Here is a 15,244-nt window from a genome sequence, read left to right as displayed (position 1 = left end):
TCCGCGGAGACCACCACGGTGTGGGACACCCCGGGGGTGTTGTCCACGAAATTGGTGATCAGCCAGTTCAGGTTCTGTGCGGCCTGGCTCATCTGGTTCAACTCAACGCTCCTGGTGATCTGCGCCGTTGCCGTCGCTCCGGCCACCGAAACTATCGAATCCGGGCTGCTGGGCACCATGCTGGTGGCCCGCCTGGTTGGCGGCCTGCTCGGCCCCGGCGCGGCGGCCCTGCTGGATGCCGCGGCGCAGGTTGGTCAGTCGGCCGCGGACCTCCTCGGGGGCCCGGGAGACCTGCGGGCCGGTCAGCGGCGAGGCCTCGGCGGTGCCGGAGACCAGGTTGGCCTGCGGGGTCCGCCGGGGCAGGCCCGACATGGTGACACCGCTGGTCGAGGGCTCGCGGATCTGCTCGGCGCGGCGCCAGCGCTCGTCGTTCGCGGACGGACGCCACGGCGCGTCGCCGGTGCCCGGCTGCGGCTGGCCCTGCGGCTGCTGCTGGTTCTGCTGCGGCTGGCCCTGCGACTGCTGCGGGGCCTGCTGCTGCGGAGCCGGCTGGGGAGCCCGCTGCTCGTCGGCCGACGGCTGGAACTCCGGTGCGGCGGTGCCGGGGCGGCGCGGCTGGTACGGCCGCGGCCGCGCCTGCTGCGAGCCGTCGGACTGCGGGAACCAGGGCTGCTCCTCGCCGCCCGGTCGGCCCACGGCCTCGGACGGGCCGGTCGGCAGCGCCATCGGCTCCTGGTGCGGCAGCGGAAGCGGCTGCGGCTGCTGCGGGGCCTGCTCCTGGCGCACCGGCTCCGGACGCGGCGGGTTCGGCACGTTCGGCAGCACCGGCTCGACCAGGCCGAGGCCCAGCGGGTCGCGCGGGTCGATCTGGCTGGCCTCGAAGCGCGGACGGGCGAACTGCTGGGTGCTCTCCACCGGCGCCGGCTCGGCCGACGGCAGCGGCTGGGGCTGCTGCGGGGCCTGCGGCGGCAGCTGCGGCTGGCGGTCGCGCTGCGGCGCGTCCGGGCCGGGGCGCTGCGGACCGCGCGTGCCCTGGGCGGCGGGCCGGCCGGGGGCGCCGGGGCCCTGCGGGGCCGGACGGCGCTGCGGCAGGCCGTCCTGCGGACGGTTGCCCGGACGGGCGCCCTGCTGCGGCGCGCCGGGGCCACCGGGACCGCCGGGGCGGCCGTGCTGCGGCTGCTCGCCGGTCCGGGCACCCGGACCGCCGTCGAACCCGCCGGCGGGACGCGGACGTTCCTGGCCGGGCCGGCCGGGCAGGCCGGGCTGGGACTGACCGGCCTGCGGCTGGCCCTGCTGCGGCTGACCGGGCTGGCCCTGCTGGCCGGGCTGCTGCTGACGGCCGCGGCGGGGCAGGCCGTTCGGGCCGCTCTGCGGCGGGCCCTGGCGACCCGGGGCGCGCTGCGGCAGACCGCCCTGCTGGGCCTGCTGCGGAGCCTGCTGGTTCTGCTGCTTCTGCGGGGCCTGCTGCTTCTGCTGCGGCTGGGCGGGCCGCTGGCCCTGGCCCTGCTGACCGCCGCCCTGCGGGGCGGGGTTCTCCCGCAGCGACTGGCCGACCTTGCGGGTCGGCAGACCGCCGCCGGACGCACCCGGACCGCCCGGCGCACCGGGACCGCCCGGCGCACCCGGACCGCCCTGCGCGCCCGGGCCGCCCTGCGGACCGGGACCGGTCGGAGCGCCCGGACCGCCCTGGCCGAGCTGCGGACGGCCGCCCTGCGGGGCACCGGCGGCCGGACCGCCCTGGCCGAGCGCGGCCGGACCGTTCTGGCGGCCGGGCGGCACCTGGCGCTGCTGGCGCGGCGTCGGGGTGACCCCGCGCTGCTGCTTGCCCTGGCCGGAGCCGGGCCGGCCGGCGCCGCGGCGGTCGCCCGAATTGGTGACGTCCACCGGGAGCATGACCAGCGCGGTGGTGCCGCCGGAGTCGCTGGGGCGGAGCTGGATGCGGATGCCGTGTCGCAGGGACAGGCGGCCGACCACGAAGAGGCCCATGCGGCGGGAGACCGAGACGTCCACCGTCGGCGGGTTGGCGAGGCGCTCGTTGATCTCGGCGAGGTCGTCGGGGCTCAGGCCGATGCCGGTGTCGTGGATCTCGACCAGGACGCGGCCGTCCGGCAGCGCGTGGCCGGTGACCCGGACGCGGGTCTGCGGGCTGGAGAACGAGGTGGCGTTCTCCAGCAGCTCGGCGAGCAGGTGGACGAGGTCGTTGACGACGCGGCCGGCGACCTCGGCCGACGGCACGGCGGCGAGCTCGATGCGCTCGTACTGCTCCACCTCGGAGGCGGCGGCGCGGAGCACGTCGACCAGCGGGACGGGCCTGGTCCAGCGGCGGCCCGGGTCCTCACCGGCGAGGACGAGGAGGTTTTCGCCGTTGCGGCGCATGCGGGTCGCGAGGTGGTCCAGCTTGAAAAGGTTGGCCAGCTGGTCCGGGTCCGCCTCGCGGCTCTCCAGCTCGGAGATGAGCGACAGCTGGCGCTGGATGAGGCCCTGGCTGCGGCGCGAGAGGTTGGTGAACATCGCGTTGATGTTGCCGCGCAGGAGGGCCTGCTCGGCGGCGAGGCGGACGGCCTCGCTGTGCACCATGTCGAACGCGTGGGCCACGTGGCCGATCTCGTCGGTGGAGTCGACGGCGACCGGCTCGACCGTGGTGTCGACGTCGTGCGGGTCGGCCTCGGAGAGGGTCTTGACCAGCTCGGGCAGACGGCGCTCGGCGACGTCCTCGGCCGCGGCCTGGAGGCGGGTCAGCGAGCGCACCATCGAGCGGGCGATCAGACCGGCGCCACCGAGGGCGACGAGCAGCACCAGGGCGACCGCGACACCGATGATCAGGGCGTCGGCGTCGGCCTGGGACTGGAGGTCCTGGGCCTTTCCGTCCAGGTTCTCGATGAGCTTGGACTCGATCCGGCGCTCGGCGGTGATCTTGGAGCTGGCCTTCTCGTACCAGTCCTTGTAGCTGACCGCCTCGGTCTGGCGGATGCCGCTCTGGGTGAGGATCGTGGAGGCGTAGCGGTCGGCGTCGGCGACCACCGAGTTGTAGCTCAGCTGGCTGCGCAGGTTGTCCAGGTCGTGCGCGGTGTAGATGTTGTTGAAGCTCGCGATCGCGTTGTCGTACGAGCTGCGCAGACGGATACCGAAGGACTCGTCGCTGGGGCTGAGGTCCGGGGTCTTCGGGTTGGCGAGCGCGGCGCTGATCAGGGCCCGCTGCTGCGAGGTCGCGTTCTTCGCCAGCGAGAACTGCTGGAGCGCGCGGGTGGAGACGACCAGGTCCTTGTTGTTCGACGCGAGCGCGATGTCCTGGGTGATGGACAGCAGGTCTCGGATGATCACGTCGTAGGCGGTGATCGTCGACTGGATGTTCTGGTTGTTCTGGTACGGCAGGCTGCGGGTGTCCGCGATCGAGTTCAGGTCCTTGCGGATCTGGAGCAACAGCGCCTTGCCGCCGGACAGTTCGAGGTTCTCGAACTTGTCGGAGGACGCGGTGAAGGTGCGGCTCAGGTCGTCGGTGGACTTGCGGGCCGCGACGATGTCGTCGTCCAGCGGGGCGGTCGGGTCGTGGGTGATCGGGCCGGCGCTGATGTCGCGCTCGGTCTGCAGCGCGTCCGCGAGGTTGGTCGCCTTCTTGGCCAGGTCGGACAGGTTGGCCATCTGGGCGAGTTGCTGCGAGTTCTCCATCGAGGTCTGGATGCGCAGGCCACCGAGGACCAGCGAGACCATCACGGGGAGGGCGAGCAGCGCGATCAGTCGGGTGCGGATGCGCCAGTTGCGCATCGCGAGCCGGTTCAGACCGGTGGCGCGGCGCCTGGTCAGCGAGGTCCGGAGTTTGTCCCGGGCGGACTTCCGCTCCTGCCCGTCCTCCTCCGGTGGCCCGAGGGCCTCGGGTGTCACCGGCTCGGCCGGGCCGCCGGGGGCCGCCGCCTGTTGGGGGGCTGCCACAGGCTCGCGCGACTCCGGGTTCCCCGCGGCGCCGCTACCCCTTTTGAAACGTCCCTGCACTGGCGTCGCAACCTCTGGACCGGGCGTCCCGCCGCGTCGCCACGGCCTGGACGGTGTCGAGTTTCCATCCGCCCCCCGGCCGGTCCGGGAGAGCGGGCACCGGGGTGGACCACTCCCTACCCACGGTCCGTCGCATTCCAGCACAGCCGGGGAATCCCAACAAGGGCCGCAGGTACCGGGGGTCCGGCGCTACCGACCGCTTGTGCGATCTCACTGACTGTGCGGTAACAGGACCGGAATACCGCCTTTTTCGGACACTCGCCGGATACATGCCAAGCAGACCCGGGATCGGGAAGAGTCACAGACCTTCCGGAATGCCCCTTATCGGGTGGAATGTCGGAAAGTCCCGGAGCGACGATATGTCGGATATCTGTATTTTGCTCGTCAATTTGTGAGCAAAATCACAGTCTAATGTGTAGCTTTGGTCACGGTCTCTATGGAATGAGATCTCGTAACCTGGCTGTCTCCGGAGCACGGCCCCGATCAGCCTGCCCAGAACCCCTCCGAATCAATCGGAATCCATCAGGCCGGTGCCGATCCGCCGCGGTCGGCCAGGCCATGACCACGAGGTGCTCTCGATGTCCCAGGCGAAGAACGCCACCAAGTCCACGCTGTCCTGCCGCCCCACGGCGAACCCGCGCCGGACGACGCTGGCCTCGGTCGAGGACTTCAGCACGATCCCGGGTGCCCGCAAGCCCGAGGACGTCCTGACCTACGGCACCGAGCTGCCGGCCGCCACGGCCAACCCGCGCCGCACCCAGCTGATGGTCGCCCCGGTCGTCGTCCCGCAGGACTGACCCCGCACGGCACCGCACCGCACCGCGCCGAGGGCGCCGTCGTCACACCGGTGGCGGCGGCGCCCTCGGCGTCGCGCGGTGCGCGCTTCCGTCCCGACCGTCCTGAACAGGGGCAAAGCGGTCAGCCGGGGCCCCACGCGATAGCCTGGAGGCCGATTGACGGGGCCGCGCCCACTGCGGGCGGGAGCCCTCCAGCGCCCGGGCGCGCCCCGGGCGGCCGACGAAGCGAGGGGTAGCCCAGCCGTGCGCATTGCCAGGTTTTCCGTCCGGGAAGGGAGCCCTGCCGCCGGCAGCGTCTCCTTCGGCGTAGTGGAGGGCGACCCTTCCCGGCCCGAGTCGCTGGTCGTCCACGCGCTGGCCGGCCACCCGTTCGGCCAGCCCCAGCCCACCGGCGAGAGCTACCGCTTCCAGGACGTCCGGCTGCTCAGCCCGATGCTCCCGAACAAGATCGTGGCGGTCGGCCGCAACTACGCGGCGCACGCGGCGGAGCTGGGCAACGACGTCCCGGACGTCCCGCTCACCTTCTTCAAGCCGTCCACGTCGGTGATCGGCCCGACCGAGAGCATCGCCTACCCGCCGTTCTCCTCGGACGTCCACCACGAGGCCGAACTCGCCGTGGTGATCGGCCGGATGTGCCGCGAGGTGCCGCTGGACCGGGTGCCCGAGGTGATCCTCGGCTACACCTGCGCCAACGACGTCACCGCCCGGGACGTCCAGCAGCGCGAGGGCCAGTGGGCCCGGGCCAAGGGCTTCGACACGGCCTGCCCGCTGGGCCCGTGGATCGAGACCGACCTCGACCCGAGCGACCTCGCGATCACCTGCACGGTCAACGGCGAGCTCCGCCAGACCGGCCGCACCTCCCTGATGGTCCGCTCGGTCGCCGAGCTGGTCGTCCACATCTCCGAGGCCATGACGCTGCTGCCCGGCGACGTCATCCTCACCGGCACGCCCGCAGGGGTGGGCCCCCTCAACGTCGGCGACGAGGTCGCCGTCTCCATCGAAGGCATCGGCACTCTCACCAACAAGGTGATCAAGCGTGGCTAACACTGACCCGGCCGTCCGGGTTCGCTTCTGTCCCTCCCCGACCGGCAACCCCCACGTGGGCATGGTCCGCACGGCCCTGTTCAACTGGGCCTACGCCCGCCACAACGGCGGCACGCTGGTCTTCCGGATCGAGGACACCGACTCCGCCCGCGACTCCGAGGAGTCGTACAACCAGCTGCTCGACGCGATGCGCTGGCTCGGCCTGGACTGGGACGAGGGCCCCGAGGTCGGCGGTCCGGACGCGCCGTACCGGCAGTCGCAGCGGATGGACATCTACGCCGATGTCGCCCGCCGCCTGCACGAGGCCGGCCACGCCTACCACTGCTACTGCTCCACCGAGGAGCTGGACGCCCGCCGCGAGGCCGCCCGCGCGGCCGGCAAGCCCTCCGGCTACGACGGCCACTGCCGCGAGCTGACGGAGGAGCAGGTCGCCGTCTACAAGCTGGAGAAGCGCGAGCCGATCCTGCGCTTCCGGATGCCCGACAAGACCCTCTCCTTCGACGACCTGGTGCGCGGCACGCTCACCTTCGAGCCGGAGAACGTCCCGGACTACGGCATCGTCCGGGCCAACGGCGCCCCGCTGTACACCCTGGTCAACCCGGTGGACGACGCCCTGATGGGCATCACCCACGTGCTGCGCGGCGAGGACCTGCTGTCCTCCACCCCGCGGCAGATCGCGCTGTACGCCGCGCTCGCCGAGATCGGCGTCGGCGACGGCACCACCCCGCGCTTCGGCCACCTGCCGTACGTGATGGGCGAGGGCAACAAGAAGCTCTCCAAGCGCGACCCGCAGTCCTCGCTCAACCTGTACCGCGAGCGCGGCTTCATCCGCGAGGGCCTGCTCAACTACCTGTCCCTGCTGGGCTGGTCGCTGGCCGAGGACCGCGACCTGTTCGACATGGACGAGATGGTCGCCGCCTTCGACGTCGCCAAGGTGAACGCCAACCCGGCCCGCTTCGACCTGAAGAAGTGCGAGGCGATCAACGCCGAGCACGTCCGCCGGCTGGCCCCGGAGGACTTCGTCCGCCGCCTGGTGCCGTTCCTCCAGGGCGCCGAGCTGCTGCCGGCCGAGCCCACCGCCGAGCAGCTGGACCTGCTCGCCAAGGTGGCGCCGCTCACCCAGGAGCGGATGGTCGTGCTGAGCGAGATCGTGAACATGGCCGGCTTCCTGTTCGTGGCGCCGGAGAAGTTCGCCCTCGACGCGGACGACGCCGCCAAGGTGCTGACCGCGGACTCCCGCCCGGTGTTGGAGGCCAGCATCAAGGCGCTGGAGGAGCTCGCGGACTTCACCCCGGAGCCGATCCAGGCCGCGCTGCGGGAGGCGCTGGTGGAGGGGCTGGGCATCAAGCCCAAGTTCGCCTTCACGCCGCTGCGGGTGGCCGTCACCGGCCGACGGGTCTCCCCGCCGCTGTTCGAGTCCATGGAGCTGCTGGGCCGCCCGGAGACGCTGCGACGGCTGCGTGCCGCCCTGGACGCCCTCCCGGCCGCCTGAGGCGCCCTCCTGGGCGCTCGCTGACGGATCCCTGCCGGACCGGCCCTCCACGGGCCGCCGAGCAGGCCGCGGGCCCGGCCTCGTGCCGGGCCCGCGGCGTACCCGGAGGTCATCCGCAGGCCTCCCGCAGGCCGCCCGGGGTTATCGATTTTGGAGCCGGGGCCGACGTCGGGTAATGTTCTTTCTGCGCCGCCCGGGAGGGAACGGACGAGGGAACGAAAGCCCCTCGGAAGGGGCCGACCGAGAGGCGCAACGCCTGAGAAGGGCCCGCAGGGGTTCAACTCTGGTGGGGTATGGTGTAATTGGCAGCACGAGTGATTCTGGTTCATTTAGTCTAGGTTCGAGTCCTGGTACCCCAGCGCAGTATGTGAGTACAGCACACAAAAGAAGATCAAGCCCCCGTTGTGTAGCGGCCTAGCACGCTGCCCTCTCACGGCAGTAGCGCCGGTTCGAATCCGGTCGGGGGTACGGATCCCGCAAGGGATCACCTGGAAGCCCCCGTTGTGTAGCGGCCTAGCACGCTGCCCTCTCACGGCAGTAGCGCCGGTTCGAATCCGGTCGGGGGTACGGATCCCGCAAGGGATCGCCAGGAAGCCCCCGTTGTGTAGCGGCCTAGCACGCTGCCCTCTCACGGCAGTAGCGCCGGTTCGAATCCGGTCGGGGGTACTTCAGAGCAGGAAGCCGGTGGGCTCGCCCATCGGCCCTTGCTTTGTGTGGGGTATGGTGTAATTGGCAGCACGAGTGATTCTGGTTCATTTAGTCTAGGTTCGAGTCCTGGTACCCCAGCCAGAAATTGGAAAGGCCCCGGTTGTCCGGGGTCTTTTTCGTTGTGCGTCGAAGGCTTTCCGAAAGGGCCCCACCCGGTCACGGGTGGGGCCCTTTCGGCGTTCCGCGAGGCCTCCGCGCGACCCTTCCCGGGGGTCTCCGCAGGCTCCTCCGGGCAGCCCTCGCGGAGCCTCCGCGGAGCCCGGCCGGCCAGGGGCGGACGGGGGGGCGGACGGGGGGTCGCGCACTGTCCATGCGCTAAGACCGCGATCTCACTCCGCGAGACACAAGTTCAATCTCCGGCGAAAAGCGCCACTCTGGACGGGAGCGGCCCGGGAGTCTCAGGGCGGCGCACACGCTTTGACCTCGACGACACGAGAAGGCCGGCAACGCGGCCGGCTGGAGGGAATCCGATGGGACGGACACTCGCAGAGAAGGTCTGGGACGACCACGTCGTGCGGCGCGCGGAGGGCGAACCCGACCTCCTCTTCATCGACCTCCACCTGCTCCACGAGGTCACCAGCCCGCAGGCCTTCGACGGGCTGCGGCTGGCCGGCCGTACGGTCCGCCGCACCGATCTGACGATCGCCACCGAGGACCACAACACCCCCACCCTCGACATCGACAAGCCGATCGCCGACCCGGTCTCCAAGGTGCAGCTGGAGACGCTGCGCAGGAACGCCGCCGAGTTCGGCGTCCGGATCCACTCGCTCGGCGACGTCGAACAGGGCGTCGTGCACGTCGTCGGCCCGCAGCTCGGCCTGACCCAGCCCGGCATGACCGTGGTCTGCGGCGACTCCCACACCTCGACCCACGGCGCTTTCGGCGCGCTGGCGTTCGGCATCGGCACCAGCCAGGTCGAGCACGTGCTGGCCACCCAGACCCTGCCGCTGGCGCCGTTCCGGACCATGGCGGTCACCGTCGAGGGCGACCTGCCCGAGGGCGTCACCGCCAAGGACCTGATCCTGGCCGTCATCGCGAAGATCGGCACCGGCGGCGGCCAGGGCTACGTCCTGGAGTACCGCGGTTCGGCGATCCGGAGCCTCTCCATGGAGGCCCGGATGACCGTCTGCAACATGTCGATCGAAGCCGGCGCCCGGGCCGGCATGATCGCTCCGGACGAGACGACCTTCGCCTACCTCCAGGGCCGCCCGCACGCCCCGCAGGGCGAGGACTGGGACGCCGCCGTCGCGTACTGGCGGACCCTGGGCACCGACGAGGACGCGGTCTTCGACCACGAGATCTTCATCGACGCGAGCGAGCTGACCCCCTTCGTCACCTGGGGCACCAACCCGGGCCAGGGCGCCCCGCTGGGCTCGAACGTGCCGGACCCGGCCTCCTTCGCCGACCCGCAGGAGCGCCTGGCCGCCGAGAACGCCCTGACGTACATGGGCCTGGAGGCCGGCACCCCGCTGCGCGAGGTGAAGGTCGACGCGGTCTTCGTCGGCTCCTGCACCAACGGCCGGATCGAGGACCTGCGGGCCGCCGCGGCCGTCGTGGAGGGCCGCCGGATCGCCGACGGCGTACGGATGCTGGTCGTCCCCGGGTCCGTCCGGGTCGCGCTCCAGGCCGTCGAGGAGGGGCTGGACAAGGTGTTCACCGCGGCCGGCGCCGAGTGGCGCCACGCGGGCTGCTCGATGTGCCTGGGCATGAACCCCGACCAGCTCGCCCCGGGGGAGCGCTGCGCCTCCACCTCGAACCGCAACTTCGAGGGCCGGCAGGGCAAGGGCGGCCGCACCCACCTGGTCTCCCCGCAGGTCGCCGCCGCGACCGCCGTGCTGGGCCGCCTCGCGTCCCCCTCCGACCTGACCGCCGACGTCGCTCCCGTGGAGGCCTGAGCCATGGAGAAGTTCACCACCCACACCGGCCGGGCCGTCCCGCTGCGCCGCAGCAACGTGGACACCGACCAGATCATCCCCGCCCACTGGCTCAAGAAGGTCACCCGATCCGGTTTCGAGGGCGGCCTGTTCGAAGCCTGGCGCAAGGACGAGTCGTTCATCCTCAACCGGCCCGAGCGGCAGGGCGCCACGGTCCTGGTGGCCGGTCCCGAGTTCGGCACCGGCTCCTCCCGGGAGCACGCCGTCTGGGCGCTCCAGAACTACGGCTTCCACGCGGTCATCTCGTCGCGCTTCGCCGACATCTTCCGGGGCAACTCCCTGAAGAACGGCCTGCTGACGGTCGTCCTGCCGCAGGAGACCGTGGAACGGCTCTGGGCGCTCACGGAGAGTGACCCTTCGGCCGAGATCACCGTCGACCTGGAGGCGCGCGAAGTACGGGCCGAAGGCGTCACGGCGGCCTTCGAACTGGACGACAACGTCCGGTGGCGGCTGCTCAACGGGCTGGACGACATCAGCATCACGCTGCGGAACGAGGCCGACATCGCGGCCTTCGAGGAGACCCGTCCGGCCTTCAAGCCCCGTACTCTGCCGGTCGCCTGAGTTCCCCTCAGAACAAGCATTCTGACGATCCACCGCGTGGCCCGTGCCCCCCTCGGGGGGGCCGGGCCATCCGTCGTTCCGGAGCACGAGTTAGCGCCGGGGCCCGCCCCGGATTGCCCATTTGGCTTTGCGGAAGAGGGGCCCGCGCAAGTACAACTGCGGGTAGATGGCACAATCAGTACATGCACCGGCACCATGAACCTCCGTACGCGGGCGGCGAACCCGCGACTGAGGACTCCATGGGCCGGCCATCCGAACGCCGAATTGACGACCGGCCGGACGTCACCTCCGCACCAGCTGAGGGGCCGGACGACCAGGAAGTCGTAGCGCTCTACGCGCTTGTGGCCGAGCGGTTGAAGCAAGCTCACGCCCGCGTGCATGCGCTGAACGTGTCTGCCGATGCAAAGACCGCTCTCACCCGTCAACTCCTCATCGTCACCGAGACCGCCAAGCGCGATCTTCCGGAGGCGGCAAGGCGGTTGAGTCGCTTTGTACATGACCTCGACGAGGGGCCCCCGCCGCTCGACTGAGGTCGCCGACGCGCAAATCCATTGCGACACTAGGGTGATTCGCGCGTTTGGTAATTGAAAGTCCGCAGATACATACCTAACGTGCGAAAAGAACGGATGGAATCATCCGGCGCCCGTTTCCGAAGGGGAAGACGTGAACAAGGCTCAGCTTGTCGAAGCGGTGGCCGAGCAGCTGGGCGGTCGCAAGGCTGCCGCAGAGGCCGTCGACGCAGTGCTCGACACCATGGTCCGTGCCGTTGTGGCCGGTGACCGGGTCTCGGTGACCGGGTTCGGCACCTTCGAGAAGGTGGAGCGCTCCGCGCGCTTCGCCCGCAACCCGCAGACCGGCGAGCGCGTCAAGGTCAAGAAGACCTCGGTCCCGCGCTTCCGTCCGGGCCAGGGCTTCAAGGACCTGGTCAGCGGCAGCAAGAAGCTGCCGAAGGAAGGCCCCTCGGTGAAGAAGGCCCCCAAGGGCTCCCTCACCCCGGGCAAGAGCGGCGTGGCCGCCACCCCGGCCGCCAAGCGTGCCGCCACCAAGCGCGCCGCCGCCGCTGCCGCCGCCCCGGCCGCCAAGAAGGCCGCCGCCAAGAAGACGGCGACCACGGCCGCCGCCAAGAAGGCGACCACCACGGCCGCCGCCAAGAAGACCACGGCGACCGCCAAGAAGTCCGCCGCGAAGACCACCGCCGCGAAGACGACGGCCGCGAAGACCACCGCCGCCAAGAAGGCGACGGCGACCGCGACCAAGGCCGCCGCCACCAAGAAGACGGCCGCCGCGAAGAAGGCGACCACCACGGCCGCCGCCAAGAAGACCACGGCCACCGCCAAGAAGGCGGCCGCCACCGCCAAGAAGACGGCGCCGGCGAAGAAGACCGCCACCCGCAAGACCACCGCGCGCAAGACCTCTGCCAAGTAAGTCCCGCGCGACCGTCTTCGGACGGCCTTCGGCCCAGAGCCGCGGCACCCCCCCTCCCGTGAATTCGCGGAGACCGGTCGCCGCGGCTCTTTCGATTTCCGGGCGCTTAGTCAGGAATCCGCGGCGTGCGTCGGCAGGGGGCGGTTCCGAGCGGGGTGGCGGGGTGCGGGCCGGTCCCCGGCGGGCCCGGTCGGGCCCGAAGGTTCCGGCGGCGTGGGTGGAGCCCGACGGGGCCGTCAGCCCTCGGCGGGGTCGGGGAAGGTCTGGAGCGTCACGAAGACCACCCGGCGGGCCTCGCCGGTGCCCTCGGTGCGGATCCGCACCCGCTGTCCGGGGCGCAGCAGCCGCAGGCCGCCGGCGTCGAAGGCGGCCGCGTCGAACGGCACCGGGGTCCCGTCGTCGAGCAGCACGGAGCCGGCCCGGGTGGCGGGGTCGAAGGTGAACGCGGTGGCCTGCATGCGTGCAGCATAGCGAGCGGCCCCGCCCGGGCCGGGGAGCAGGTCGGCGCCGGGCCGGGCGGGCTCCGGAGGGGCCGGGACGGGCTCAGCGCAGGCTCAGGCGGGCGAACAGCGCGCTGGTGTGCGGGCCGAGGCCGAGCGCCGCGGCCTCGCCGAGGTCCGTCCCGGTGTCCACGTCCCGGCGCACCGACTCCACGTCCGGCAGGCGCAGTTCGAGCGCACCGCCGGCCGCGTGCCGGGCCCGTGAGCCGTCCCCGAAGGCGGGGGAGAGCGGGCGCCCGGGCGCGCAGGCGAGCAGGGTGGTGCCGAGGCCGGGGGAGTCCGGCAGGAAGGCCCGGCCGTCCGGCGGCACCGCGCCCAGCACCCGGGCCAGTTCGGCCGGGCGCAGCGCCGGGAGGTCCGCCGAGAGCGCCGCCAGCGGGGCCCGCGGGGCCAGGGCCAGGGCGGCCGCGGCGCCGTGCGCCAGGGCCCGGTTGAGGCCGCCGCCGGGCTCGTCGGCGACCACCAGGGCGCCGAGCGCGGCCAGCCGGGCGCCGGCCTCGGCGTCGCGGGTGACCACCAGGACCCGGTCGACGTCCGGGGTGGCCAGGGCGGCGGCGACGGTGTCCAGGGCGAAGGACAGCGCCAGGTCGGCCCGGTGCGGCCCGGCGTACGGGGCCAGTCTGCTCTTCGCCAGGGCGAGCGGCTTGAGCGGGAGCACCAGCGACCAGCCGGCCGTGGGTGCGGGGGGCGCGACGGGCTCACTGGGGCGTACGGTGTCCTGGGTCACCGGCGTCATTCTGGCGCCGGTCCCGGAGCCCTCGCCAGGCCGTTCGAGCTGTGCGGACGTGCGTTTGATCACGCCCGCCGGGCGGGTTGGCGCGGTTGCTCGACAGCCGGTGAGCGGGCGGGCGACACTGTTCCGCGCCCGTGGCCCGGGCACCGGCGGAAGCGGTGCGCGGCACCGGGACACCATGACCGCGGTAATCCGTGCCGCATCGGATGAGAAGGAGCTGGGGTGGCCCGCCGCTCGTACGCCAAGTTCGGCAACGCCGACTACGGCATCTGGTACCGCTTCGCGGCCGTGCTGGTGAAGCCGGTGACGACCGCCCTGGTGAAGCCCGACTGGCGGGGCTGGGAGCACGTTCCGAGGAACGGCGGCTTCATCGCCGCGGTGAACCACAACTCGATCATCGACCCGGTGATCTACGCGCACTGGCAGTACAACAGCGGGCGTCCGCCGCGCATTCTCGGCAAGTCCTCGCTGTTCTCCGTCCCCTTCATCGGGTTCATGCTGCGCAAGACCGGCCAGATCCCGGTGTTCCGCGAGTCCACCGACGCCGCGCAGGCGTTCCGGGCCGCGATCGACGCGGTCAACGGCGGCCAGTGCGTGCAGTTCTACCCGGAGGGAACGCTCACCCGGGACCCCGACCTGTGGCCGATGACCGGCAAGAGCGGGGTCGCCCGGGTCGCGCTGATGACCGGTGCGCCGGTCATCCCGGTCGCGCACTGGGGCGCCCACGAGATCATCCCGCCGTACGGCCGGCCCGGTTTCGGGAAGGGCCGGTTCAACCTGTTCCCGCGGCACCGGGTCACCGTCGCGGCCGGGCCGCCGGTGGACCTGAGCCGGTACCAGGGGCAGGAGCTCACCGCCCAGGTGCTCGCCGACGCGACCGAGGACATCATGACGGCGATCACCGCCGTGCTGGCCGAAGTCCGGGGCGAGGAGCCGCCGGCCGAGCGCTACGACATGCGCAAGGCCGCCCGGGAGCGCGCCGCGGCAGCGCTGGCCGAGCGCCGGCGCGCCAAGGGCGAGCCGGGCAAGGGCACCGAGGAGGCCGGCAAGTGACCCGTTGCGCCGTGATGGGAACCGGCTCCTGGGGCACCGCGTTCGCGATGGTGCTCGCCGACGCGGGCTGCGAGGTCGTGCTCTGGGCCCGCCGCCAGGAGCTGGTGGACGCCGTCAACTCCACCCACGAGAACCCGGACTACCTGCCGGGCGTCCGGCTGCCCGACACCGTCCGGGCCACCACCGACGCCGCCGAGGCGCTGGCCGGCGCCGACTTCGCGGTGCTCGTGGTGCCCTCGCAGACGCTGCGCGACAACCTGGCCGCCTGGACGCCGCTGATCGAGCCGCAGACCGTGCTGGTGAGCCTGATGAAGGGCATCGAACTCGGCACCGCCAAGCGGATGAGCGAGGTGATCGACGAGGTCACCGGGGTCGGTCAGGAGCGCGTCGCGGTGGTCAGCGGGCCCAACCTGGCCAAGGAGATCGCCAACCGGCAGCCCGCGGCCAGTGTGGTCGCCTGCTCCGACGAGGCGGTCGCCAAGCGGCTCCAGGCGGCCTGCCACACGCCGTACTTCCGGCCGTACACCAACACCGACGTGGTGGGCTGCGAACTCGGCGGCGCGGTCAAGAACGTGATCGGCCTGGCGGTCGGCATGGCGGCCGGCATGGGGCTGGGCGACAACACCAAGGCGACGCTGATCACCCGCGGGCTGGCCGAGACCACCCGGCTCGGCGAGGTGCTGGGCGCGGACCCGCACACCTTCGCGGGGCTCGCCGGGATGGGCGACCTGGTGGCCACCTGCTCCTCGCCGCTGTCCCGCAACAACACCTTCGGCATGAACCTGGGCCGGGGCATGACGCTGGAGGAGGCCCGCGCGGCCACCCGGCAGACCGCCGAGGGCGTCAAGTCCTGCGAGTCGGTGCTGGACCTGGCCCGGCGCAACGGGGTCGACATGCCGATCGTCGAGGCCGTGGTGGACGTGGTGCACAACGGGCGGCCGACCCAGGAGGCGCTGCGGGCGCTGATGTCGCGTTCAGCCAAGCCGGAGCGGCGCTGACCCGAGCGGCGC

12 protein-coding genes, 5 tRNA genes and 1 pseudogene are annotated in these 15,244 nt (G+C 72.1%); 14 read left to right on the top strand and 4 right to left on the bottom strand.

Annotated features, from left to right (window positions below):
• A pseudogene (locus ACWDCZ_RS26920) lies at window positions 1-92 on the bottom strand (roadblock/LC7 domain-containing protein); the annotation flags it as partial.
• 10 nt (window positions 93-102) lie between these two features.
• The gene (locus tag ACWDCZ_RS26915; protein WP_449817163.1) at window positions 103-3,927 is read right to left on the bottom strand and encodes a sensor histidine kinase; all 3,825 of its coding nucleotides are present in this window, start codon (window positions 3,925-3,927) and stop codon (window positions 103-105) included.
• 638 nt (window positions 3,928-4,565) lie between these two features.
• Between ACWDCZ_RS26915 and ACWDCZ_RS26910 the strand changes: the two genes are divergently transcribed.
• The 12 genes from ACWDCZ_RS26910 to ACWDCZ_RS26855 all read left to right on the top strand — a co-directional run bounded on the left by ACWDCZ_RS26910 (window position 4,566) and on the right by ACWDCZ_RS26855 (window position 11,948).
• On the top strand, window positions 4,566-4,784 hold the full coding sequence (locus ACWDCZ_RS26910; protein WP_049658602.1) for a hypothetical protein: 219 nt from the start codon (window positions 4,566-4,568) through the stop codon (window positions 4,782-4,784).
• Window positions 4,785-5,027: 243 nt separating this feature from the next.
• A complete protein-coding gene (locus tag ACWDCZ_RS26905) occupies window positions 5,028-5,828 on the top strand; it encodes a fumarylacetoacetate hydrolase family protein (protein WP_049658604.1) in 801 nt (266 codons plus the stop codon).
• A complete protein-coding gene (gene gltX, locus ACWDCZ_RS26900; protein WP_049658606.1) occupies window positions 5,821-7,320 on the top strand; it encodes a glutamate--tRNA ligase in 1,500 nt (499 codons plus the stop codon). The genes ACWDCZ_RS26905 and gltX overlap by 8 nt, the downstream gene beginning before the upstream one ends.
• 287 nt (window positions 7,321-7,607) lie before the next feature.
• Window positions 7,608-7,679, top strand: a tRNA-Gln gene (locus ACWDCZ_RS26895).
• A 36-nt stretch (window positions 7,680-7,715) separates the two neighbouring features.
• A tRNA-Glu gene (locus tag ACWDCZ_RS26890) sits at window positions 7,716-7,788 on the top strand.
• A gap of 26 nt (window positions 7,789-7,814) precedes the next feature.
• A tRNA-Glu gene (locus ACWDCZ_RS26885) sits at window positions 7,815-7,887 on the top strand.
• A gap of 26 nt (window positions 7,888-7,913) precedes the next feature.
• Window positions 7,914-7,986 (top strand) — tRNA-Glu (locus ACWDCZ_RS26880).
• A 48-nt stretch (window positions 7,987-8,034) separates the two neighbouring features.
• Window positions 8,035-8,109, top strand: a tRNA-Gln gene (locus ACWDCZ_RS26875).
• 389 nt (window positions 8,110-8,498) lie between these two features.
• Entirely contained in the window at window positions 8,499-9,923 is a 1,425-nt protein-coding gene (gene leuC / locus ACWDCZ_RS26870) for a 3-isopropylmalate dehydratase large subunit (RefSeq protein WP_388051555.1), read from the top strand.
• A gap of 3 nt (window positions 9,924-9,926) precedes the next feature.
• Window positions 9,927-10,523, top strand: coding sequence for a 3-isopropylmalate dehydratase small subunit (gene leuD / locus ACWDCZ_RS26865; RefSeq protein WP_049659169.1), 597 nt, complete (start codon window positions 9,927-9,929; stop codon window positions 10,521-10,523).
• Between the two features lie 182 nt (window positions 10,524-10,705).
• The gene (locus ACWDCZ_RS26860; protein ID WP_369808362.1) at window positions 10,706-11,053 is read left to right on the top strand and encodes an SCO5555 family protein; all 348 of its coding nucleotides are present in this window, start codon (window positions 10,706-10,708) and stop codon (window positions 11,051-11,053) included.
• Window positions 11,054-11,186: 133 nt separating this feature from the next.
• Window positions 11,187-11,948 (top strand): HU family DNA-binding protein, encoded by a 762-nt coding sequence (locus ACWDCZ_RS26855; protein ID WP_049659168.1) that lies wholly within the window; start codon window positions 11,187-11,189, stop codon window positions 11,946-11,948.
• A 236-nt stretch (window positions 11,949-12,184) separates the two neighbouring features.
• On the opposite strand, the gene ACWDCZ_RS26850 is transcribed toward ACWDCZ_RS26855, so the two are convergent.
• Together ACWDCZ_RS26850 and cofC are read right to left on the bottom strand one after the other, a co-directional pair.
• Complete coding sequence (locus ACWDCZ_RS26850; RefSeq protein ID WP_030257846.1) at window positions 12,185-12,406, bottom strand: hypothetical protein; 222 nt, start codon at window positions 12,404-12,406, stop codon at window positions 12,185-12,187.
• Window positions 12,407-12,491: 85 nt separating this feature from the next.
• Entirely contained in the window at window positions 12,492-13,184 is a 693-nt protein-coding gene (gene cofC / locus ACWDCZ_RS26845) for a 2-phospho-L-lactate guanylyltransferase (protein ID WP_387975771.1), read from the bottom strand.
• Window positions 13,185-13,403: 219 nt separating this feature from the next.
• On the opposite strand from cofC, the gene ACWDCZ_RS26840 reads away from it, so the two are divergent.
• Window positions 13,404-14,234 carry a lysophospholipid acyltransferase family protein gene (locus ACWDCZ_RS26840; RefSeq protein WP_049656319.1) on the top strand — a complete coding sequence of 277 codons (831 nt, stop codon included), beginning with the start codon at window positions 13,404-13,406 and terminating at the stop codon, window positions 14,232-14,234.
• Window positions 14,231-15,232: an NAD(P)H-dependent glycerol-3-phosphate dehydrogenase gene (locus ACWDCZ_RS26835; RefSeq protein ID WP_375877280.1), complete on the top strand. Its 1,002-nt coding sequence runs from the start codon at window positions 14,231-14,233 to the stop codon at window positions 15,230-15,232. The genes ACWDCZ_RS26840 and ACWDCZ_RS26835 overlap by 4 nt, the downstream gene beginning before the upstream one ends.
• Window positions 15,233-15,244: the final 12 nt, after the last annotated feature.

It is taken from the genome of Kitasatospora sp. NPDC001225 (assembly GCF_053597855.1).
This window is presented reverse-complemented; position numbering and strand designations above follow the sequence as displayed.

Excerpts from the sequence above, each read along its gene's own strand:
- leuC (WP_388051555.1), top strand. The coding sequence starts at position 8,499 with ATGGGACGGACACTCGCAGAGAAGGTCTGGGACGACCACGTCGTGCGG.
- ACWDCZ_RS26910 (WP_049658602.1), top strand. The coding sequence starts at position 4,566 with ATGTCCCAGGCGAAGAACGCCACCAAGTCCACGCTGTCCTGCCGCCCC.
- cofC (WP_387975771.1), bottom strand. The coding sequence starts at position 13,184 with ATGACGCCGGTGACCCAGGACACCGTACGCCCCAGTGAGCCCGTCGCG.
- ACWDCZ_RS26850 (WP_030257846.1), bottom strand. The coding sequence starts at position 12,406 with ATGCAGGCCACCGCGTTCACCTTCGACCCCGCCACCCGGGCCGGCTCC.
- leuD (WP_049659169.1), top strand. The coding sequence starts at position 9,927 with ATGGAGAAGTTCACCACCCACACCGGCCGGGCCGTCCCGCTGCGCCGC.
- ACWDCZ_RS26860 (WP_369808362.1), top strand. The coding sequence starts at position 10,706 with ATGCACCGGCACCATGAACCTCCGTACGCGGGCGGCGAACCCGCGACT.